The sequence below is a fragment of the Alloyangia pacifica genome, assembly GCF_020524285.1.
Classification (GTDB): domain Bacteria; phylum Pseudomonadota; class Alphaproteobacteria; order Rhodobacterales; family Rhodobacteraceae; genus Salipiger; species Salipiger pacificus_B.
In genome coordinates, this window is the sequence record NZ_JAIVKX010000014.1 from 19,888 (window position 1) to 40,784 (window position 20,897).

Below are 20,897 nucleotides of genomic sequence, written 5' to 3' on the forward strand. Positions count from 1 at the left end.
AGCCTCAGCCACTGAAACTGTCGCGGATCCACGCGTAGACCGCGCGCACGTCCTCGCCCGGCTGACGGGCGAGCATCCGCAGCATGTAGCCGTGCCCGCTCTCCAGCTCGGTGCCCGCGGCGTCGGGCAGGGCGGGCACCAGCGCGCCGGTCTCCAGTCGGCTGTCGATCAGCCCGCGCCAGCCGAGCGCCACGCCCAGCCCCTTTTCCGCCGCTTGGATCACGTGGTCGTAGCTGTTGAAGCTGATCCGCTCGCCACCGCCGCGGACGCCTGTGTCCGGCTCGAGCTGCGCCAGCCAGCTGCCCCAGGTGAACCAGGGCGCGCCGGTCGCCGAGGTCAGCTCGATCAGCGGCAGCCCCTGCAGCGGTTCCGCATCGCCGAGCCCGGGGTGCGCGTCGCGGAAGGCCGGGCTGCAGACGGCCATCACCCGTTCGGCAAACAGGCAGCAGGCGGTGTCCGTCCCCTCGTGGCGCGGCTCCATGCGGATCCGCAGGTCCGCCTCGCGGTCCGCGCCCGCCTCGGGAAGCTGCCGGGTCAGCAGCGAGATGCCGAGGTCCGGAAAGGCGGCGCAGAGCGAGGGAAACACCGGCAGAAAGCGCAGGCTGGCAAAGGCGAGGTCGGTCTCGATCACCACCGTCCGGCGGCGCGCGGGGCGCTGGAACCGGGCAAAGCCGGCGGCGGCCTCGCCGAGATGCGGCGCCAGTGCCGCGCGCAGCGCCTGCCCGTCGCGGGTCAGCGCGACCCCGCGCCGCTCGCGCCGCAGCAGCACCTTGCCGAGCGCCTCCTCGAGCGACTTCATCCGCTGGCTCAGCCGCGGCTGCGACATCCCCGCGATCTCTGCGGCGCGCGACAGCTGCCCGCAGTCCGCGACCAGCAGGAAGAGGCTCAGATCGGCAGCGTAGCGCGCGAATGTGCCATAAGTAATGTCAATATCAGGCATAAGCTGATTTCGCGGTGCATCTTGGTGAAAGTCAACTACTCTCTCCAAAACTTATATCACGACACCGACGCAATCGCCGCGCGCCCCGCTTGCCCAGCGGGTGGGTCGCGCCATGTTGCGACAGACACGTCCGCCCTCCGGCGGGCGCAACGACGCGTGGAAAGGACAGCGCCCCGCATGAGCCAGACGAGCCGCCCGAATATCCTGATCTTCATGGTCGACCAGCTGAACGGCACCCTCTTCCCCGACGGGCCGGCCGACTGGCTGCACGCCCCCAACCTCAAGGCGCTGGCGGCACGCTCCACCCGGTTCCGCAACGCCTATACCGCCTCGCCGCTGTGCGCGCCGGGCCGGGCGAGCTACATGTCGGGCCAGCTTCCTTCGCGCACCGGGGTCTATGACAACGCCGCCGAGTTCGCCTCCTCGATCCCCACCTATGCCCACCACCTGCGCCGCGCCGGCTACCAGACCTGCCTGTCGGGCAAGATGCACTTTGTCGGGCCGGACCAGTTGCACGGCTTCGAGGAGCGGCTGACCACCGACATCTACCCGCCCGACTTCGGCTGGACCCCGGACTACCGCAAGCCCGGCGAGCGCATCGACTGGTGGTACCACAACATGGGCTCGGTCACCGGCTCGGGCGTCGCCGAGATCTCCAACCAGATGGAGTATGACGACGAGGTCGCCTACAACGCCACGCGCAAGGTCTACGACCTCGGCCGCGGCCACGACGACCGCCCCTGGTGCCTGACCGTCAGCTTCACCCACCCGCACGACCCCTACGTGGCGCGCCGCAAGTACTGGGACCTCTACGAAGACTGCGAGCACCTGCTGCCCGAGGTCGGCCCGATGGCCTACGAGGAGCACGACCCGCACTCCAAGCGCATCTTCGACGCCAACGACTGGCGCAGCTTCGACATCACCGAGGACGACGTGCGCCGCTCGCGCCGCGCCTATTTCGCCAATATCTCCTATCTCGACGACAAGATCGGCGAGGTCATGGAGGCGCTGCGCGGCACCCGCCAGGAAGAGAACACCATCATCCTGCTGGTCTCGGACCACGGCGACATGCTCGGCAACCGGGGCCTGTGGTTCAAGATGTCCTTCTTCGAGGGCTCGGCGCGCGTGCCGATGATGATCGCCGCGCCGCAGATGGCACCGGCCCGCGTCGACACCCCGGTGAGCAATATCGACGTCTGCCCGACGCTCTGCGACCTCGCCGGCGTGGCGATCGACGAGATCGCCCCCTGGACCGATGGCGAGAGCCTCGTGCCGCTGGGGCAGGGCGGCACGCGCGAGACGCCGGTGGCGATGGAGTACGCCGCCGAGGCTTCCTACGCGCCACTGGTCTGCCTGCGCCAGGGCCGCTGGAAATACACCCGCTGCGCGCTCGACCCCGATCAGCTCTTCGATCTCGAGACCGACCCGCACGAGCTGACCAACCTCGCCCAGGACCCGGCGCACGCCGAGACGCTGGCGCGGTTCAGCGCGGCGGCGGATGCCCGCTGGGATCTCGGCCGCTTCGACGCCGAGGTGCGCCAGAGCCAGGCCCGGCGCTGGATCGTCTACGAGGCGCTGCGCAACGGCAACTACTACCCCTGGGACTTCCAGCCGCTGCAGAAGGCGTCGGAGCGCTACATGCGCAACCACATGGATCTCAACGTCGTCGAGGAGAACGCGCGCTTCCCCCGCGGCGAGTGACCTTGCGTCGCTTCCGCGCGCCTCTGCCGAACAACCACAACCCGGCCGCCCACGGGCGCTGCGGCCGGGACTATCCCAACGCCCGATCAACAGGGACACACCCGAATGGCAAAGATTGAACCTCCCCTCTCTGACCTGCCGATCAAGACAGCCGACAAGGGCTTCTACAACGGCTTCTCGCTCGACGTGACCGTGACCTCCAAGCTCGCCGTCGGCGGGCTGGTGCTCTGGGCCGTCGCCTTCCCCGAGCAGGCCGGTGGCGTGCTCGGCGGGCTCAACACCTTCATCCTCGCCAACTTCGCGACCTGGTACATCTACGTGATGGCCTTCTTCGTGATCGTCTGCCTCGCGCTGGCGCTCTGGCCGGCGGCCGGAAAGCTGCGGCTCGGTCATGACGACGAACGCCCCGAGTTCGACAACTTCTCGTGGTTTTCCATGATGTTCGGCGCGGGAATCGGGGTCGGCATGCTGACCTGGGCGGTGGCCGAGCCGATCTACCACTTCCGCAACAACCCCGAGGTGATCCAGGGGCTGGCCGACGGCGAGAGCATGAACAACTTCATGAACGCCTACAAGTACAGCTACCTGCACTGGGGCTTCTCGGCCTGGTCCTCCTATGCCATCGCCGGGCTTGCGCTGGGGTATTTCACCTACCGCCGCGGCCTGCCGCTGACAATTCGCTCCTCGCTGACGCCGCTCTTCGGCTCGGCGCTCTCGGGCCCGCTCGGCCACCTCGTCGATATCGTGGCGGTGATCGCCACCATCCTCGGCGTCGCGCAGACCCTGGGCTTCGGCGTCGAGCAGTTCGTCGCCGGCATGAGCAAGATCGGCATCGGCGACTGGCTGGTGACCGCCGAGGGCAACGCCTCGCCCGCCGGCATCATCGTCGCGCTGGTGGTCATCATGGGGGCCTCGACCCTCTCGGCGCTCTCGGGCGTCGGCAAGGGCATCAAGTGGCTGTCGAACCTCAACATGGGGCTGTCGATCTTCCTGCTCGCCTTCCTGATGATCTTCGGCTCCACCTGGTTCGGCCTGCAGGCGCTGTTCGTGGGCATGATCGACTACCTGATCGCGCTGCCCAAAATGCTGTTCACCGTCTACCGCGCCGACGGGTCGGAAACCGGCGACGCGCTCTCGGGCTGGCAGGGCGCCTGGACGGTGTTCTACTGGGCCTGGTGGGTGGCCTTCGCGCCCTTCGTCGGCCTGTTCCTCGCGCGCATCTCGCGCGGCCGGACGATCCGCGAGTTCGTGCTCGGCGCGATGATCGTGCCGTCGATCATGTGCTTCGTCTGGTTCTCCTTCGCCGGCGGCACGGCGATCGACATGGAGCTCTCGGGCCTCGCCGATGGCGCGATCTTCGCCTCCACCGACGGCGCCAAGATCTTCACCATGACCGGCATCATGCTCGGCGACGTGCTGGGCTGGGGCATGGCGGTGATCATCGTGATCCTGCTGATGACCTATCTCGTCACCTCGGCCGACTCGGCGGTGCTGATCGTCAACACGATCAACGCGGCGGGCGACGAGGGTCCGAAGGCGCGCCCGCACATTATCTTCTGGGGTGTGACGCTGGGCGTCGTAGTCGGGGCGCTGCTGCTGGTCGGCGGGCTCACCGCGATCCAGACCGCCATGGTGATCGGCGCGCTGCCCTTCTCGGTGGTGATGCTGCTGATGTGCTTTGGCCTGTTCAAGGCGATCTATCGCGACGGTCTGCGCGCGCGCCACGGCGTGCCCTCGGTGACCGTGGAGGTGCCGCCGGCCGAATGAGGCCGATGCGGTCAGGGGGCCCGGCCGGCGCAATCATGCGCCGGCTGGTGCCGTTTCGGGGGCTGGGCAGTGTTGCCTCAACATGGTCAGTCACCTCAAATTGCCCGGAAATGTTTCGCCTTGCGCCGAGCGCTCAGTAAAATACGGCGAAAATTTGACAAGCCTCCGCCGCCTGCTAGCCTCTCGCCAAAGGCTTCCCGCTGTTCGGGTATGTGAGGGATTAGGATGCGAGTTCTCAGCGTTTGCGCCGCGGCAGCGGCATTGGTTGTCTCGGCGGGGGCGGCGCTGGCGGGCAGCCAGGGCTACCCCGGGGACATGTACATGCCCGGCGCCGCGGGCTTCGTGACCGGCGGCAGCGACCAGCCGCTTGTGCAGGCCTACCCGGGTCCGAACATGTGCAGCGGCGATCTGCAGCCGGTGATCCTCGGCGGGCAGATCTGGTGCGGCAAACCCACCGGCGGCGTCTATCACAACCCCTCCGATCGCGCCGCCGGCAGCCGCCTCGCCACGCAGGGCGCGCCGCTGCCGCGGGCCTATGTCCCGGTGGGCGCTCCGGCCGGCAACTAGGGCGGCGCTTCGACGCATCTCCCAAGGCCATACGGACTTGGCTTTTTCCGGCGAGCCGCGTATACGCGCGGCTTGAACCAATTCCGGGAAACATCGCCATGCAGGGCAGTGCCAATCTCAACATCATGATCAAGGCCGCGCGCAAGGCGGGCCGGTCGCTGGTCAAGGACTTCCGCGAGGTCGAGAACCTTCAGGTCTCGATGAAGGGCGCGGGCGACTTCGTGTCGCGCGCCGACATCGCCGCCGAGAAGATTCTCAAGGACGAGCTGCTGGGCGCGCGCCCGACCTACGGCTGGCTCGGCGAGGAGGGCGGTGGTCAGGACGGCGAGGATCCGACCCGCCGCTGGATTGTCGATCCGCTCGACGGCACCACGAACTTCCTGCACGGCCTGCCGCATTGGGCGATCTCCATCGCGCTCGAGCACAAGGGCAAGATCGTCGCCGGCGTGGTCTTCGACCCGGCCAAGGACGAGATGTTCTACGCCGAGAAGGGCGCCGGTGCCTGGCTCAACGACTCGCGCCGCCTGCGCGTCTCGGGCCGCCACCGGATGATCGAGGCGATCTTCGCCACCGGCGTTCCCTTCGCCGCCAAGAAGACCCTGCCGGCGACCCTCAAGGATCTCGCCCGCCTGATGCCGGAATGCGCCGGCGTGCGGCGCTGGGGCTCGGCGGCGCTCGACTTGGCCTATGTGGCCGCGGGCCGCTACGACGGCTACTGGGAGCGCGAGCTGAACATCTGGGACATCGCCGCGGGCGGGCTCATCGCCTCCGAGGCCGGCGCGCTGGTCGAAGGCATCCGCGAGGACCAGGATCCCTACGAGACCGGCTCGATCCTCTGCGCCAGCAACAATATCTTCGATCCCTTCGCCAAGACCATCCGCGAGCTCTGAGCGCGCGCTCCTGGCGCAACGCCGGGGATCACGACCTTCAAGGGGAGCCGCGCGGCTCCCCTTTTTGCATCCGCGCTTCTTCTCTTTGAAAATACGCCCGCCGGAGGCGGTCCCGATCCCTCCGCCCGTCCGGGCGCAGGGCTCAGTGCCGCGACCAGGGCCCCTTACGCCCGTTCTGCCGCGTGCCGGCGCGCGGCACATGCGTGCGCCCGATGGCGTAATGTGCCGCAGGATGCGGCGGCTGGCCGTGCGTGCGGTTCCAGAAGGCCGGGCCGCCGAGGGCCAGCCAGACCGGGGCGATCATCACCAGCCCGGCGATGAAGCCGCCCACATGCGCCCAGTAGGCCACGCCGCCCTCGGCCCCGGCGCTGCCGACGCCGCTGAAGATCTGCATGCCGAACCAGACCGCCAGCAGCAGCCAGGCGGGGATCGGCAGCACCTTGAAGATGATGACCAGGATGATCAGGATATCGACCCGCGCCTTGGGAAAGAGCAGCAGGTAGGCGCCCATCACCCCGGCGATCGCCCCCGAGGCGCCGACCGTGGGCACCGCCGACATCGGGTCGGCGACATATTGCAGCAGTGCCGCCGCGATGCCCGAGGCGAGGTAGAACAGCAGGTAGCGGACGTGCCCCAGCATGTCCTCGATATTGTCGCCGAAGATGAACAGGAACAGCATGTTGCCGAAGAGGTGCATGAAGCCCCCATGCAGGAACATCGAGGTGATCGCCCCGCCGTAGCCATAGCCCTGCGTGATGTGCGCCGGGAACAGCGCCCATCGCTCGAAGAAGGCATTGAGCGCACGCGGGTCGTTGAACAGCGCCCAGTAGCTGAGGAAGATCAGCGTGTTGGCGATGATGAGCGCGTAGGTGACATAGGGCGTGCGCCCCGAGGGGTTGTGATCTCGGATCGGGAACATGTCAGGCAGAGTGGCGCGTCCGGACCCCGCGTCAAGAGCGGATCGGGATGGCGGGCGGAAAACATCTTCGGAGATGGCCCGCGCGGCACCGTCCCCGCGGGGACGGTACTTGCGGGGCGGGGTCGGGCCGCCCGCAACCGTCCCGTCCCCGTGGGGACACCCGGTCCGACGGTGGCTAGGACGCCACGTGTCCCGGCGCCGACTTTCGCCCGCAGGCGGCTCGCCCGTCGCTGCGGGGACGGGCGGCGCGTGGGCTCGGGCTCTCCGTCCCCACGGGGACAGGCCGTGCCGGTGATGGGGCTCGGGTCTTCTGCCTCCGAAGGGACGGGGGCGCAGGGGACGGGGCTCAGGCCCGCTGTCCCCGCGGGGACGCGTTGTCTGGCAGCGCCGCCACCAGCGCCGCGACCTGCTCGGCGTTGTCCCGTGCCGGGCGGCCGTCCGGGCGCTCGATGTTGTTCTCGAAGCCGATGCGCATGCCGCCGCCCAGCCCGGCGGCGCGCAGCAGGCAGGCCTGCTCGCTGCGGCCAAAGGCGCAGGCGGCCCATTGCACGCCCTCGGGCAGGGCTGAGGCGGCCGCGAGGAAGCCGTCCAGCTCCTCGGGGCGGGCGAGGGTCGGCGGCGCGTAGCGGCCGAGCACGAAGAGCACCTGGCGCGGCGCGGGGATCATTCCCTCGGACCAGAGCACGGCGAGGTGGGTGACCTGGTCGGGCGCATAGAGGATGTGCTGCAGCGCGATGCCGGCCGCCTCGGTCTCGGCGTAGAAGCGCTGCGCCTCGGGGTCGGGGCCGGGCTCGGGCCACATCTCGCGCAGGGCGACCGAGACGCCTTCGGGCAAGACCTCGCGCACCAGCGCCCGCTGCGTTGCGGGGCTGTAGAGGCCGACCGCCTCGGTCGTGATCTGCACCGGCATCTCGGGAACCGCGCGGGCCATCTCGGCGCGCAGCTCGCGGTAGAGCCCGGCGTCGAGCACATGGCGGGCCTCGGCGTCGCGGACATGGGCGTGCAGCGCCTCGGCGCCCGCCTGATGTGCGGCCGTTGCTGCAGCAACGGTCTGCGCGATGGTCTCGGGCAGGGCGGGATGGTCGGCGCGCGTGCGGCGCGCGCCGTTCGGGGCCAGCATGATCCGCGGCAGCGTTGCCAATCGGCTCATGCGGCGATGGCCCGATCTATGGCCCGCGAGAGCTTGCCGACCAGCTCGCCGATCTGCGCTTCGGAGATGATGAAGGGCGGGGCGAGCAGCACGTGGTCGCCGTGCTTGCCGTCGAGCGTGCCGCCCGCCGGGTAGCAGATCAGCCCCTCGTCCATGGCGAAACGCTTCACCTTGGCGTTGATCTTCAGCGCCGGGTCGAAGGGGGTCTTGCTGTCCCGGTCCGCCACCAGCTCGATACCGCGGAACAGCCCGCGCCCGCGGATGTCGCCGACGTGCGGGTGCTGGCCGAGCGCGTCGTGCAGCGTTGCGTCCAGATATTGCCCGCGCGCGCGGACCTGCGGCAACAGCCGGCGCTCGAGAATGGCGCTCAGCACCGCCCGCCCGGCGGCGGCGGCGAGCGGGTGGCCGTGGTAGGTGTGGCCGTGCTGGAAGGCGCCGGAGCCTTGCGCGATGGCCTCATAGATCGCCCCGGTGCAGAGCATGGCGCCAATCGGCATGTAGCCCGCGCCGAGCCCCTTGGCGATGGTCACGATGTCGGGCGAGACCCCGTCCTGTTCGCAGGCGAAAAGAGTGCCGGTGCGGCCCATGCCGCACATCACCTCGTCGAGGATCAGCAGCACGCCGTGGCGGTCGCAGATCTCGCGGATGCGCTTGAAATAGCCCTCCACCGCCGGGACCGCGCCCGCGGTCGCGCCGACCACCGGCTCGGCGATGAAGGCCATGACGCTCTCGGCCCCGAGGCGCTGGATCTCGGCCTCCAGCTCGTCGGCGGCGCGCAGCCCGTAGGCCTCGGCGCTCTCGCCCTCTTCGCGCAGTCGGTACGCGTAGCAGGCGGCGATATGCGAGGTCTCGACCAGCAGCGGGGCGTATTTCTCGCGCCGCCAGGCGTTGCCGCCGGCGGCCAGCGCGCCGAGTGTGTTGCCGTGGTAGCTCTGGCGGCGGGCAATGACCCGGTGGCGCTGCGGCTGACCGGTCTCGAGCATGTACTGCCGGGCGAGCTTGATCGCCGCCTCGACCGCTTCCGAGCCGCCCGAGAGCAGGTAGACCCGGTCGATGCCCTGCGGCGCGTTCTCGATCAGCAGGTCGGCCAGCGCCTCGGCCGGCTCCGAGGTGAAGAAGCCGGTGTGGGCAAAGGCGAGCTGGTCGAGCTGCGCGTGGATCGCGGCGCGCACGTCCGGGTCGGAATGGCCGAGGCAGGAGACCGCCGCGCCGCCCGAGCCGTCGAGATAGGCGCGTCCCGCGGCATCGTGGATATAGCATCCCTCGCCGCGCACCGCCCGGGGCAGCTGCGCGTTGGAGCGTCCGAAGACATGTCCCATTGAAGTTCTCCGATTATTCGCCTTATTCGCCGCGCACGACGAAGACGGACTGTTTGGCGTGGCGCACCACCCGCGCGGCGTTCGGCCCCAGCAGGTAGTCCGCGAGTTCGGGGGTGTGCGAGGCGAGCACGATGGCATCGACCTTGAGCTTGTCGGCGGCGCGCAGGATCTCGTCGTAGATGCGCCCGTGCATGACATGCGGGTGCACCTCGACGTGGTCCGGCACGTTGGCGTTGACCCAGTCCTTGAGCTTGGCGCCGACCTCCTTGAGGGCGCCCTTCTCGAAGCCCTCGCGGAAGTAGCCCGAGACCACGGACATGCCGAAATCGGGCACCACGGTCACCACGTGCAGCACCGCGTCCGCGCCGCCGAGCTGCAGCGCCGAGGGCAGCGCCTTGGTCCAGCTCGCGGGGGCCGAGAGGTCGATGGGAAGCAGGATCGTCTTGTACATCTCGAGGCTCCTCAGAAGGCCGGCACGGTCTGGCGGCGGCGTTGCATCAGGATCACCAGCCCCAGCAGCAGCAGGGCGGGGATGTAGAAGACCTGCGCCGGAAGCCGCTCCTGCGGGACCAGCACCGAGGCAAGCTGCACCGGCTCGTCGGCGTAGAAGTCGAAGTTTGCCAGCTTCTCGGCAGTGGGCGTGCCGAACATCGGCTCATCGAGCTTCACCACGTCGCCCTCGGGGAAGAGCATCAGGCCGGAGTTGTCGATCCGCTCCTGCGCATTGGCGCCATGGGCGTCCATGACCAGCGTGGTCGAGGCGGTCTCGCCGGTGTTGAAGTCGGGCCCCTCGATTTCCAGCCGGATGCGGGTGCCCTCGGGCAGATCGGCCAGAACCTGCTCGAACTCCGCCGGGGGTACGTTCTCGAACGGGCTTTGCACGGCATTCAGCCAGACGTTGGGCACGAAGAGCGTGAAGGCCACCAGCAGCAACGCGGCGCTTTCCCAGATCCGCGAGCGGGCGAGGAAATAGCCCTGCGTTGCGGCGGCGAAGAGCAGCATGGCGAAGGTCGCGACGATGAAGACGAAGACCGCATGAGCGATGCCCGAGGCGGTGCCGAGGTCGACCCCGTAGAGGATCAGCGTCGGGTTGAAGATGAACAGGAACGGCAGGGCGACGGTGCGCAGGCTGTAGAAGAAGGCGGTGAAGCCGGTCTTGATCGGATCGCCCCCGGAGACCGCCGCGGCGGCGAAGGAGGCGAGGCCCACGGGCGGGGTCACGTCGGCCATGATGCCGAAGTAGAAGACGAAGAGGTGCGCCGCGATCAGCGGCACGATCAGCCCTTCCTGCGCCCCGAGCGAGACCACCACATTGGCCATCAGCGAGGAGACCACGATGTAGTTTGCTGTGGTCGGCAGGCCCATGCCGAGGATCAGCGAGAACAGCCCGACGAGGATCAGCATGATGATCAGGCTGCCGCCGGAAAGCTGCTCGACGAGGCCGGCAAGCTCGGTGCCGATCGGGGTCTTGGTGACCGTGGCGACGATGATGCCCGCCGCCGCCGTGGCGACGCCGATGCCGATCATGTTGCGCGCGCCGGCGATGAGGCCCTCGATCAGGTCGCCGAAGCCGGCCTTGAACTCCTCGGCCATGCGTGCGCCCTCGCCGCGCATGATGGCCTTGAGCGGGCGCTGGGTGATGATGATCAGCAGCATCAGCGCGGTGGCGTAGAAGGCGGATTTCGCCGGGCTCTGGCGCTCGACCATGAGGAACCAGACCAGCACGATGATCGGCAGGATGTAGTGCAGGCCGGTGGCGTAGACCTCGCCCACGGTGGGCAGCTTGATGTTGGGATCGCCGGGGTCGTCGACCTCGAGGTCGGGGCGGCGGGCGGCGATGGCCAGCAGCCAGAGGTAGACCGCCGCCAGCACCAGCATCATGATCGGGCCCGAGAGGCCGGGGGCCACCGACTTCAGCGCGCCCACGGCGTAGATCAGCGCGGTGAAGCCCGCACCGGCCACGGCGAAACCGATGAAGAACTTGAGGATCATGCCGGAGAAGGACTTGGCCTGACCGAGCGCGGGCATGTTCTTCTTCAGCGCCTCGAGGTGCACGATGTAGACCAGCGCGATGTAGGAGATCACCGCCGGGATGAAGGCGTGCTTGATCACCTCGACGTAGGAGATGCCGATGAACTCGACCATGAGGAAGGCGGCGGCGCCCATCACCGGGGGCATGATCTGACCGTTGACCGAGGAGGCGACCTCGACCGAACCGGCCTGCTCGTTGGAGAAGCCGACGCGTTTCATCAGGGGAATGGTGAAGGTGCCTGTGGTGACCACGTTGGCGATCGACGAGCCGGAGATCAGGCCGGTCATGGCAGAGCCGACCACGGCGGCCTTGGCGGGGCCGCCGCGCAGGTGGCCAAGCCCGGCGAAGGCGAGCTTGATGAAGTAGTTGCCCGCGCCCGCCTTATCCAGCAGCGAGCCGAACAGCACGAAGAGGAAGACGAAGGCGGTCGAGACGCCGAGCGGGATGCCGAAGACCCCGGCGGTGTCGAGCCATTGCGCGTTGATCAGCGCGGTGAACGACAGGCCCTCGTGCTCGATCAGCTCGGGGATCAGCCAGCCCGTGCCCATGTACGCGTAAAGCAGGAACAGCGCGCCGACGATGGTCAGCGCCGGGCCGAGCGCGCGGCGGCTGGCCTCGAGCAGGATCAGCAGGCCGACCGCGCCGATGATCACCTGCATCTGCGTCGGCAGGCCCGAACGGGCGGTCATCGCCAGGTGGTCGGAAAAGAGGAAGACGTAGAAGGCGCAGAAGCCGCCGACGGCCATGAGCAGCCAGTCGGTCAGCGGCACCCGGTCGCGCGGCGAGGATTTCAGCGCCGGGTAGGCGAGGAAGGCCAGCAGGATGGCGAAGGTCAGGTGGATCGGCCGGGTCTGCGACGAGTTCAGCGCGGGCAGCACGTTGGCGAACCAAAGCTGCGGCTGCGCGATCCACAGCTGGAAAAGCGACCAGGCCAGCGCCAGCCCGGCGATGAGCATCGCGACGGCGCGGTTGGTCGGCGCGCGGGCGCCGCTGTCGGTGCTGGCGACGAGATCCTGAAGCTCCTCGTCACTGAACTGGCGTCCGCCCTGGGCGTCCTTGCCCTGCTGTGGGTTGTCGGTCATGCTGCGCGCCCCTCTGATGCCGCCTTCCTGAAAGGCCCGGGCGCCTTTGCAGCGCCCGGGCCGGGTGTCACACGTTGTCGCGCGAGCTTACTCCATCAGGCCCGCTTCCTGGAAATAGCGCTCGGCGCCGGGGTGCAGCGGTGCCGAGAGACCCGCGCTGGCCATCTCGGCCGGGTCGAGGTTGGCGAAGGCCGGGTGCAGGCCGCGGAACTGGTCGATGTTGTCGAAGACCGCCTTGACGACCTGGTAGACGACCTCTTCCGGGACATCCTCGGAGGTCACGAAGGTCGCGCCGACGCCGAAGGTGTGCACGTCCTCGTCATTGCCGCGGTACATGCCGCCGGGGATGGTGGCGGTGCGGTAGAAGGGGTTCTCGGAGACGAGCTCGTCGATCGCCTCGCCCGAGACCTCGACCAGCACGGAATCGCAGGCGGTGGTGGCTTCCTGAATGGAGCCCGACGGGTGGCCGACGGTGTAGACCATGGCGTCGATGTTGTTGTCGCAGAGCGCCTGCGACTGTTCCGCCGCCTGCAGCTCGGAGGCCACGGCGAAGTCATCCATGGTCCAGCCCAGCTTGTTCATCAGCACTTCCATCGTGCCGCGCTGGCCGGAGCCGGGGTTGCCGACGTTGACGCGCTTGCCCTTGAGGTCCTCGAAGGTCTCGATCCCGGCATCGGCGCGGGCGACCACGGTGAAGGGCTCGGGGTGCACCGAGAAGACCGCGCGCAGGCCCTCGAAGGCGCCGGTTTCCTCGAAGCGCGAGGTGCCGTTGTAGGCGTGGTACTGCCAGTCGGACTGGGCGACGCCGAATTCCAGCTCGCCGCCGCGGATGGCGTTGATGTTGAACACCGAGCCGCCGGTCGACTCGACGCCGCAGCGGATGCCGTGCTCGGAGCGGCCGCGGTTCACCAGACGGCAGATCGCGCCGCCGGTCGGGTAATACACGCCCGTCACGCCGCCGGTGCCGATCGAGATGAAGGTCTGCTCCTGCGCCGAGACTGCACCTGCGCCGAGCGCGGTGGAGGCGGCGACGAGCGCGCCGATCAGAGGTTTGGTCATGTGGTGGGTCTCCCTGAAATCTGGTCCGAGATTCGGCTCTCGCGTGTCAGTGAAACATTTCATTGCGCCGGGTCAAGGTAAACAATACAAATGTATCACGCTTGCCAAACCCACCACCTAAGACGAAACGCCTGCGCGTAAAGACCTTGGAGGCCGAGCTGACGACACCTTCTTCCCTCGACGATCTGGCCCGCGCCCTGCGCCAGCTCGGGCACAGCGGCACGCCGCGGGTCGCGGCGCTGGCCCGCTGGGCCTCGGACCAGCCCGAGGAAATCGCGCTGAACTCCGTGCGCAGCCTTGCAGAACGCTCCGGGGCCAATGCCAACACCGTCGTGCGCCTGTCGCAGGCGCTGGGGTTCGCCGGCTACGAGGCCTGCCGCAACGCCTTTCAGGATGCGCTGCGCCACGGGGGCGACCGGGAAGGGGAGCTTTACGGCCGTCGGGCAGGGGAGCTTACGGGGAAGGACAGCGCGTCGGTGCTGGATGCGATCCGCGAGGCCGGGCACCGCAACCTCGAGTCGGCCTTCACCACCGAGAGCCGGGCGGCGATCGACCGGGCGGCGCAGTTGATGATCGAGGCGCGGCAGGTCTACGTGGTGGGGGTGCGGAGCTGCTACGCCATCGCCGACTACCTCGGCTATACCGCGCGCATGGCCTTTGACAACTTCGCGCCGCGGGCGGGCACGCCGGGGGACATCCGCGACCGCATCGCGCTGGCCGGGCCCGAGGACGTGGTCCTGTCGATAAGCTTCCGGCACTACTCGGTGGAGACGATCGCGGCGCATGAGCTGGCGCTGCGGCAGGGCGCGCGGACGATCGCGATCACCGACGATCCCAAGGGGCCGCTGGCGCGCGGCGCCGACGTGGTGATGCTGCCCGAGATGCACGGGCCGCAGCCGCTGCCGAGCATGATCGGCACCTTCGCCCTTGTCGAGGCGCTGGTGGCGAGCATGGTGGTGCAGTCCGGGGAGGCGCTGGCCAATATCACCCGCTTCGAGCAGCGGCTGCAGGAGGCGGGGGCGTATCGGTAAAACGGCTCGGGTCGCGCATAGGGGGCGGCCGGAGACACGGCGCAACCGCCGGGCGATCGCCCGCCCGGCGGCGGCCCCGGTCTCTACCTCACTCCCGCGCCAGCGCCACCACCGGGTCGAGCCGCGCCGCCGAGCGGGCGGGCAGGTAGCCGAAGATCACCCCGATCAGCGTCGCCGAGCCGAAGGCCGCGGCCACCGTCGCGCCCGAGTAGACCAGCCGCATCGAGGGCAGGACCACCTCCAGCACCGCGCCCAGCCCGTAGGCCAGCGCCACGCCGAGCGCGCCGCCGATCAGGCAGACGAGAACCGCCTCGATCAGGAACTGCGCGGTAATGTCCGAGCGCCGCGCGCCCACCGCCTTGCGGATGCCAATCTCGCGGGTGCGCTCGGTGACCGAGACCAGCATGATGTTCATCACCCCGATGCCGCCGACGAAGAGCGAGATCAGCGCGATCGCCGAGATCAGCCAGGTCAGCGTCTTCGAGGTGCTCTGGATGGTCTCGCGGATCGTGTCGGTGTTGGTCAGGAAGAAATCGACCGTGCCGTGGCGGCGGGCCAGCACTTCGGTGATCTCGGTCTCGGCCTGCGTCATGTCGTAGCCGTCGGCCACCTGCACCGAGATCGAGTCCACCGTGCGGCTGCCGGTGATCCGTGCCATGGCGGTGGTGTAGGGGGTGAAGACCTTGATCGACTGCGGGCCGAAGCTGGCGCCGGAGGAGTCGACCACGCCGATCACCTGCAGCGGCACCCGGCCGATCATCACCCGCTGTCCGACCGGGCTTTCGCTGCCGAAGAAGGTCTCGGCGGCGTCGCTGTCCAGAACCGCGACCTGCGCGCGGGCCTGAAGGTCGGTTTCGGTGAAGGCCGCCCCATCGGTCACCGTGTAGGCGCCGAGCTGGAAGTAGCCCGCCGAGACGCCCTTGACCGAGGCCGAGGCGCTGGTGCCGCCGTGGATCACCGTGGCGCTGGTCGAGACCTCGGGCGAGACCGAGGCGGCGAAGGCGAGCGGGGCGAGCGCGTCAGCGTCACCGCCGACCAGCGTGTCGACGCGGTTGGCGCGGCGGTCGCCGAAGCCTGTGCCGGGGCGGATGTCGATGGTCGAGGTGCCGATCGAGGAGATGTTCTCGAGCACCTTCTGCTGGCTGCCGTTGCCGAGCGCGACCACCGAGACCACCGAGGTGATGCCGATGATGATCCCGAGCATGGTCAGGAAGGAGCGCAGCTTGTGCGCCGCCATGGATCTCAGCGCCATGCGCGTCGCCTCGCGCAGGCGGTCGGCGAGCGCGCCGAGGCCGGAGGCGGCGGGGTGGGCGGTCTCGACGCGGGCCGGGGCGCTGAAGGGGCGCTTGCGGGTGTCGGCGACGATCTCGCCGTCACTGATCTCGATCACCCGGTCGGCGGCCTCGGCGATCTGCGGGTCGTGGGTGACGAGGATCACCGTGTGCCCCTCGGCGTGCAGCTCGCGCAGCAGCGCCATCAGCTCGGCCCCGGAGGCGCTGTCGAGCGCGCCGGTGGGCTCGTCGGCGAGGATGACCTCGCCGCCGTTGATCAGCGCGCGGGCCACCGAGACCCGCTGCTGCTGGCCGCCCGAGAGCGCGCCGGGCCGGTTGCCGAGCCGTTCGCCGAGCCCGAGCCGGGTGAGCAGGGCCTTGGCCCGCTCGCGCCGTGCATTGCGCGCGGCGCCGCGGTAGATGGCGGGGATCTCGACGTTGCCCACGGCATCGAGCTCGGCCATGAGCTGGTAGCGCTGGAAGATGAAGCCGAAGTGGTCGCGGCGCAGCTCGGCCAGTTCGAGATCGCCAAGCTGCTGCACGTCGCGCCCGTCGAAACGGTAGCTGCCCGCGCTGGGGCGGTCGAGGCAGCCGAGGATGTTCATCAGCGTCGATTTGCCCGAGCCGGACTGGCCGATGATCGCCACCATCTCGCCCGCCTCGATCGACAGGTCGATGCCGCGCAGCACGCGGACCACCTGTTCGCCCGCCGTGAAGGAGCGTTCAACGCCTTCGATTTCTATGAGAGCCATGGTGCGCGCCTCACAGGCCCATCATCGGCGGCGGGCCGCCGCGGCCGCCGGGACCCCGGCTGCCAGCATCCGAGGCCGGGGCGGGGGGCGCCGCCGTGGAGATGACCTGCTCGCCCGCCTCCAGGCCGGAGAGGACCTCGAAGCGCGTGGCGTCCTTCAGGCCGATCTCGATCTCGCGGAACTCCGGCCTGTCGCCGGTGCCGGGCACCTCGATCCTGTAGTGCCCGTCGGGCCCCTTGGCGGGCAGCAGCGAGAGCGGCAGCGTCGGCACGTCCTCTGCCTTGCCGAGGAAGATCGTCACATCCGCAGACATGCCGATGCGCAGCAGCCGGTCGTCGTTGTCGACGGTGAAGCGGGCATTGTAGTAGATCGCCGTGTCGGTATCGATCTCGTCGCTGTCCTTGATCGACGAGGGCGCGGGCTCGACCGAGGCGAGGGTGGCGCTGTAGGTCAGGTCGGGCGCGCCTAGCAGGGTGAATTCCACCTGCTGCCCGGCGTGCACGTTGACCACGTCGGCCTCGGAGATCTCGGCCTTCACCTCCATCCGGTCCAGTTGTGCGAGCTTGACGATTGTAGGCGCCTCCTGCGAGGCGTTGACCGTGGTGCCCTCGCCGTTGACCACGGCCACGACGGTGCCGTCGATGGGGGCGGTGATCCTGGTGCGTTCGAGGTCCAGCTCGGCGCTGGCGACCTCGATCCGCGCCCGCGCCAGCTGCGCCTCGAGCGATTGCAGGTTGGCCTTGTTCATCGCCAGCGTCGCCTGAGCGGCCTCGAGCTCCGAGGTGGCCGAGAGTTTCTTGGCGTTGAGCCCGCTCTGCCGGTCCACCGCCAGTTCGGACTGGCGGACCTCGGCCTTCTTCGCCTCGATTTCTGCGTCGATCTGGGTCAGGTCGGCCTTGGCCTGCGCGACGGCGTTCTGCTGTTCGAGCGAGTCGATGCGGGCGATGAGATCGCCCTGCGCCACATCGTCGCCGACCTCGACCGCCAGCTCCTCGATCAGCCCCGAGGTGCGCGCGCCGACCGAGACCAGGTCGGTGGCCTCGATCAGCCCGGTGGCGAGCACGGTGCTCGACACGGTGCCGCGGGTCACGGCGACGGTCTGCGGCGCGGTCTCTGCAGGGGTGGAGGTGCGGTCGAGATAGGCCCAGCCTGCGCCCGCCCCGATGAGGGTGAGCAGCCCGATGATCAGACCTGTCTTGCGTATGCTCATTGCGGGCTCCTGAAACCTTCGCTTTTGACGTTCCGAAGGGGTTACACGGGCGGCCAAGGATTTCCCGTCGCAGAAAAATTTCGGAGTGCCGTGCGGGCCGGTCGGCGGGCGTGGCGGGAGAAACCGGGGCGCGGAAGAGGACATCGCCCCCGGGGTGCGAAGAGTTCTTGGACTGCGGTCCAGATAAGAGCAGTGGCAAGGGCGTTCAATGCAGCGCTGCGCAGGGCAGCCATGCGCGGGCAGGAACGTTGCCCGGCTCCGGATACGAAAACACCGCGCCCGGGGGCGCGGTGTGGATGGCTCGCGGTGGCGGCGGCTCAGAAGCCGAGGGCCATGCCGTCCTTGCGGCTGTCGCTGCCGCCCGAGAGCAGGCCGGTCTCGGCGTCGATGCGGATCGCCTGGCTGCCGCCGATGGGGCTGGTCATCACCTTGAGCTTGTGGCCGCGCTTTTCCAGCTCGGCGCAGGCCTCGGCGGAAACGCCGGGCTCGATCTGCAGTTCGCCGTCATGGGCAAAGCTGCGCGGCGCATCCATCGCCGCCTGCAGGTCGAGGCCGAGATCCAGCACGCCCGACAGGAAGGCCGCGTGGCCCGCCGCCTGGTACTGGCCGCCCATGACGCCGAAGGGCATGATGATCTCGCCGTCCTTGCGGACCATGCCGGGGATGATCGTATGCATCGGGCGCTTGCCGGGGGCGATGGCGTTGGGGTGCCCCTCGATCAGCCGGAAGGAGGCGCCGCGCGACTGGAAGAGCACGCCGGTTTCCGGATCGAGCCGGGTGGAGCCGAAGCCGTGGAAGATCGAGTTGATGAAGGACAGCGCGTTGCCGTTCGCATCGACGACGCAGAGGTAGATGGTGTCCTTGTGCTCGGGCTCGTCCCAGAGCGCGGGCTCCATGGCGCGGGTCATGTCGATGCGCGCGGCGAGGCTGTCGACCACCGCGTCGGACAGCAGCATCTCGACCAGGCCCGGGCAGCTTTCCGGATCGCCGATCAGCGCATCGCGGTGGTGGTAGGCGAGCTTGCTGGCCTCGGCGTGCAGATGGATGCGGTCGGCCTCGGACATCTGCCGGCCCATGTCGAACTTCGACAGGATGCGCAGGATCAGCAGCGCGGCGAGGCCCTGGCCGTTGGGCGGGCATTCGAGCACCTCGTGGCCGGCGTAGCTGGCCGAGATCGGATCGGTCCAGAAGGCCGCATCGGTGCCGTCGTGGAAGTCCTGTTCGGTGTGCAGCCCGCCAAGCGATCGCAGGTGGGCGGCCATCTTCGCGGCGGTGTCGCCCTGGTAGAAACCGGCGGCGCCCTTCTCGGCGATCTCGCGCAGGCGGTCCGCCAGCAGGGGCTGGGCGTGGCGTTCCCCTGCGTGCGGGGCGAGGCCGTTCGGCAGGAAGACCTTGGCGGCGTGCTCGTCACCGGCGATCAGCGCGGCTTCCTCGGCCCAGTCCTGCGCGACCCGCGGGGTCACCGCGTAGCCGTTCTCGGCGTAGCCGATGGCGCGGGCGAAGAGTTTCGCGAGCGGCATCGTGCCGTGATCGGCGTGCAGCAGGCACCAGGCCGAGATGGCGCCGGGGATGGTCACCGCATGCGGGCTGGTCTGCGGGATCTCGCCGGTCAGCCCGGCCTCTTTCAGCGCGGCGATCGACGCGGCGGCGGGGGCGCGGCCCGAGCCGTTCAGCGCCTTCACCGCGCCGCCCTTCGGCGCATAGAGCGCGAAGCAGTCGCCGCCGATGCCGGTCATCAGCGGATCGACCACGCATTGCACCGCGACGGCGGCGATGGCCGCGTCGACCGCCGAGCCGCCGGTCGAGAGGATCTCGAGCCCGGCAGCGGTCGAGAGCGGGTGCGAAGTGGCGATCATCGCCTGCGAGGCCAGCGTGCTGGGGCGTCGGGCGGAGAAGAAGTCGAACATGCGTGGAGTTTCCTGTCGGTAGTGCAAAGTGCCGGATGTCTTTTGCGAGAGAGATGGCGATCTTCTCGGAGGCGCGTCAAGTGCGGGTTTCCGCAGCCGCGCGGCCTGTGGGCTGGCGGCCCCATGCAGCCGCGCGGCGCCGCATCTGGCATCTTCTGTGCGGTCATCCTGTCGCGACGCGGCGTCCGTTCCGGCCGCGGCCTGTCTTTTGCGGCCCCTGCCTGCTAGGTCTGGGGCAGCACAGGGAGAGGGAGACGGCATGGCTTTGCTCACCGAAGCACATGAAATTTCGGACATTGCCTTTGGCTTCATGGCCTCCAAGGCGCTCTTCGCGGCGCTGGAGTTCGGCATATTCGACACATTGGCCGACGGGCCGCTGAGCGCCGAGCAACTCGGGGCGGCCTGCGATCTGCACCCGGAGCGGGCCCGCACCCTGCTGACCGCGCTGGCCGGGCTTGGGGTGGTCTCGGTGGAAGGCGATCGGTACTCCAACTCGCCCGCCGCGGCCTCTTTCCTGGTGAAGGGCGAGAAATACGACTTCAGCGACTACCTGCGGCTGCAGGTCGGGCGACAGATGTATCCGTTGATGAGCCAGCTAGAACCGGCGCTGAAGGACGAGCTGCCCGAGGAGGCAACGGGCTCCTATGCCGAGTGGTTCGCCGACGCCGAGGAGGCGCGGCTCTATTCCGACAGCCAGCACGCCGGATCGCTCGGCCCGGCTGGGGTGCTGGCGAAACGGCTGGACCTGTCGGAGGCGGGCAGCATGCTCGACGTGGGCGGCGGCACCGGGGCCTTCTCGATCACCTTCTGCAAGGCCTTCCCGCAGCTGCGCTCGACCATCGTCGACTTTCCCAACGTGGTGGCCGTGGGGCGCGAGAAGGTCGCGGCGGCGGGCCTGTCGGACCGGATCATCTATGTCGAGGCGGATGCGACGAACCTCGACTGGCCGGGCGGGCAGGACGTGGTGCTCATGTCCTACCTGCTGTCGGGCGTGCCCGCCAAGGCGCATGCGCCGCTCTTCGACGCGGCCTTCCGCGCGCTGCGCCCGGGCGGGCGACTGCTGCTGCATGACTTCATCGTGCGCGGGGACCGGAGCGGGCCGCATCTGACCGCGCTCTGGCAGTTGCAGCACACCGCCTTCACCCCGCAGGCAGCCTCGCTGGATGCGGCGGGGCTGGCCGGGGCGCTGGCAGCGGCGGGCTTTGCCGAGGTCGGCGTGCGGGCGATGATCCCCGAGATGACCATGCTGGCCGAGGCCCGCCGCCCGGAGTGATCCGCCGCAAATCTCCTCGCCATTGAC

Annotated in this window: 16 protein-coding genes; 6 read left to right on the plus strand and 10 right to left on the minus strand. The window is 69.1% G+C overall.

Annotated features, from left to right (window positions below; translation table 11 throughout):
* Window positions 1-4 precede the first annotated feature (4 nt).
* Window positions 5-940: a LysR family transcriptional regulator gene (locus tag LC039_RS18660; RefSeq protein WP_226627274.1), complete on the minus strand. Its 936-nt coding sequence runs from the start codon at window positions 938-940 to the stop codon at window positions 5-7.
* A 177-nt stretch (window positions 941-1,117) separates the two neighbouring features.
* On the opposite strand from LC039_RS18660, the gene betC reads away from it, so the two are divergent.
* The 4 genes from betC to LC039_RS18680 all read left to right on the plus strand — a co-directional run bounded on the left by betC (window position 1,118) and on the right by LC039_RS18680 (window position 5,865).
* Window positions 1,118-2,641 (plus strand): choline-sulfatase, encoded by a 1,524-nt coding sequence (betC, locus tag LC039_RS18665; protein ID WP_226627276.1) that lies wholly within the window; start codon window positions 1,118-1,120, stop codon window positions 2,639-2,641.
* A 105-nt stretch (window positions 2,642-2,746) separates the two neighbouring features.
* A complete protein-coding gene (locus LC039_RS18670; RefSeq protein ID WP_226627277.1) occupies window positions 2,747-4,408 on the plus strand; it encodes a BCCT family transporter in 1,662 nt (553 codons plus the stop codon).
* Window positions 4,409-4,633: 225 nt separating this feature from the next.
* A complete protein-coding gene (locus LC039_RS18675; protein WP_226627279.1) occupies window positions 4,634-4,975 on the plus strand; it encodes a hypothetical protein in 342 nt (113 codons plus the stop codon).
* A gap of 98 nt (window positions 4,976-5,073) precedes the next feature.
* Window positions 5,074-5,865: an inositol monophosphatase family protein gene (locus tag LC039_RS18680; protein WP_092422508.1), complete on the plus strand. Its 792-nt coding sequence runs from the start codon at window positions 5,074-5,076 to the stop codon at window positions 5,863-5,865.
* Between the two features lie 142 nt (window positions 5,866-6,007).
* Here the strand turns inward: LC039_RS18680 and LC039_RS18685 are convergent, their stop codons facing one another.
* From LC039_RS18685 to LC039_RS18710, 6 genes are all read right to left on the minus strand, one after another.
* Window positions 6,008-6,784: a rhomboid family intramembrane serine protease gene (locus LC039_RS18685; protein WP_226627281.1), complete on the minus strand. Its 777-nt coding sequence runs from the start codon at window positions 6,782-6,784 to the stop codon at window positions 6,008-6,010.
* Window positions 6,785-7,130: 346 nt separating this feature from the next.
* A complete protein-coding gene (locus LC039_RS18690; protein WP_226627309.1) occupies window positions 7,131-7,925 on the minus strand; it encodes a 3-keto-5-aminohexanoate cleavage protein in 795 nt (264 codons plus the stop codon).
* 5 nt (window positions 7,926-7,930) lie between these two features.
* Window positions 7,931-9,253: an aspartate aminotransferase family protein gene (locus LC039_RS18695; RefSeq protein ID WP_226627282.1), complete on the minus strand. Its 1,323-nt coding sequence runs from the start codon at window positions 9,251-9,253 to the stop codon at window positions 7,931-7,933.
* A 22-nt stretch (window positions 9,254-9,275) separates the two neighbouring features.
* Entirely contained in the window at window positions 9,276-9,704 is a 429-nt protein-coding gene (locus LC039_RS18700; protein WP_226627284.1) for a universal stress protein, read from the minus strand.
* Window positions 9,705-9,715: 11 nt separating this feature from the next.
* Entirely contained in the window at window positions 9,716-12,367 is a 2,652-nt protein-coding gene (locus LC039_RS18705) for a TRAP transporter permease (protein ID WP_226627286.1), read from the minus strand.
* An 87-nt stretch (window positions 12,368-12,454) separates the two neighbouring features.
* Window positions 12,455-13,426: a TAXI family TRAP transporter solute-binding subunit gene (locus LC039_RS18710; protein WP_226627288.1), complete on the minus strand. Its 972-nt coding sequence runs from the start codon at window positions 13,424-13,426 to the stop codon at window positions 12,455-12,457.
* 146 nt (window positions 13,427-13,572) lie between these two features.
* Between LC039_RS18710 and LC039_RS18715 the strand changes: the two genes are divergently transcribed.
* Window positions 13,573-14,457, plus strand: coding sequence for a MurR/RpiR family transcriptional regulator (locus LC039_RS18715; protein ID WP_226627289.1), 885 nt, complete (start codon window positions 13,573-13,575; stop codon window positions 14,455-14,457).
* A gap of 88 nt (window positions 14,458-14,545) precedes the next feature.
* Here LC039_RS18715 and LC039_RS18720 read toward each other — a convergent pair whose 3' ends face one another.
* The 3 genes from LC039_RS18720 to LC039_RS18730 form a co-directional block, all read right to left on the minus strand.
* On the minus strand, window positions 14,546-16,480 hold the full coding sequence (locus LC039_RS18720; protein ID WP_226627291.1) for a MacB family efflux pump subunit: 1,935 nt from the start codon (window positions 16,478-16,480) through the stop codon (window positions 14,546-14,548).
* A gap of 10 nt (window positions 16,481-16,490) precedes the next feature.
* Window positions 16,491-17,690 carry an efflux RND transporter periplasmic adaptor subunit gene (locus LC039_RS18725; RefSeq protein WP_226627293.1) on the minus strand — a complete coding sequence of 400 codons (1,200 nt, stop codon included), beginning with the start codon at window positions 17,688-17,690 and terminating at the stop codon, window positions 16,491-16,493.
* A 317-nt stretch (window positions 17,691-18,007) separates the two neighbouring features.
* On the minus strand, window positions 18,008-19,597 hold the full coding sequence (locus tag LC039_RS18730; protein WP_226627295.1) for a gamma-glutamyltransferase family protein: 1,590 nt from the start codon (window positions 19,595-19,597) through the stop codon (window positions 18,008-18,010).
* Between the two features lie 259 nt (window positions 19,598-19,856).
* Here LC039_RS18730 and LC039_RS18735 point away from each other — a divergent pair, with 259 nt between their 5' ends.
* Window positions 19,857-20,870, plus strand: a complete 1,014-nt coding sequence (locus tag LC039_RS18735; RefSeq protein WP_226627297.1) for a methyltransferase — start codon at window positions 19,857-19,859, stop codon at window positions 20,868-20,870.
* The last annotated feature ends 27 nt before the right edge of the window (window positions 20,871-20,897 follow it).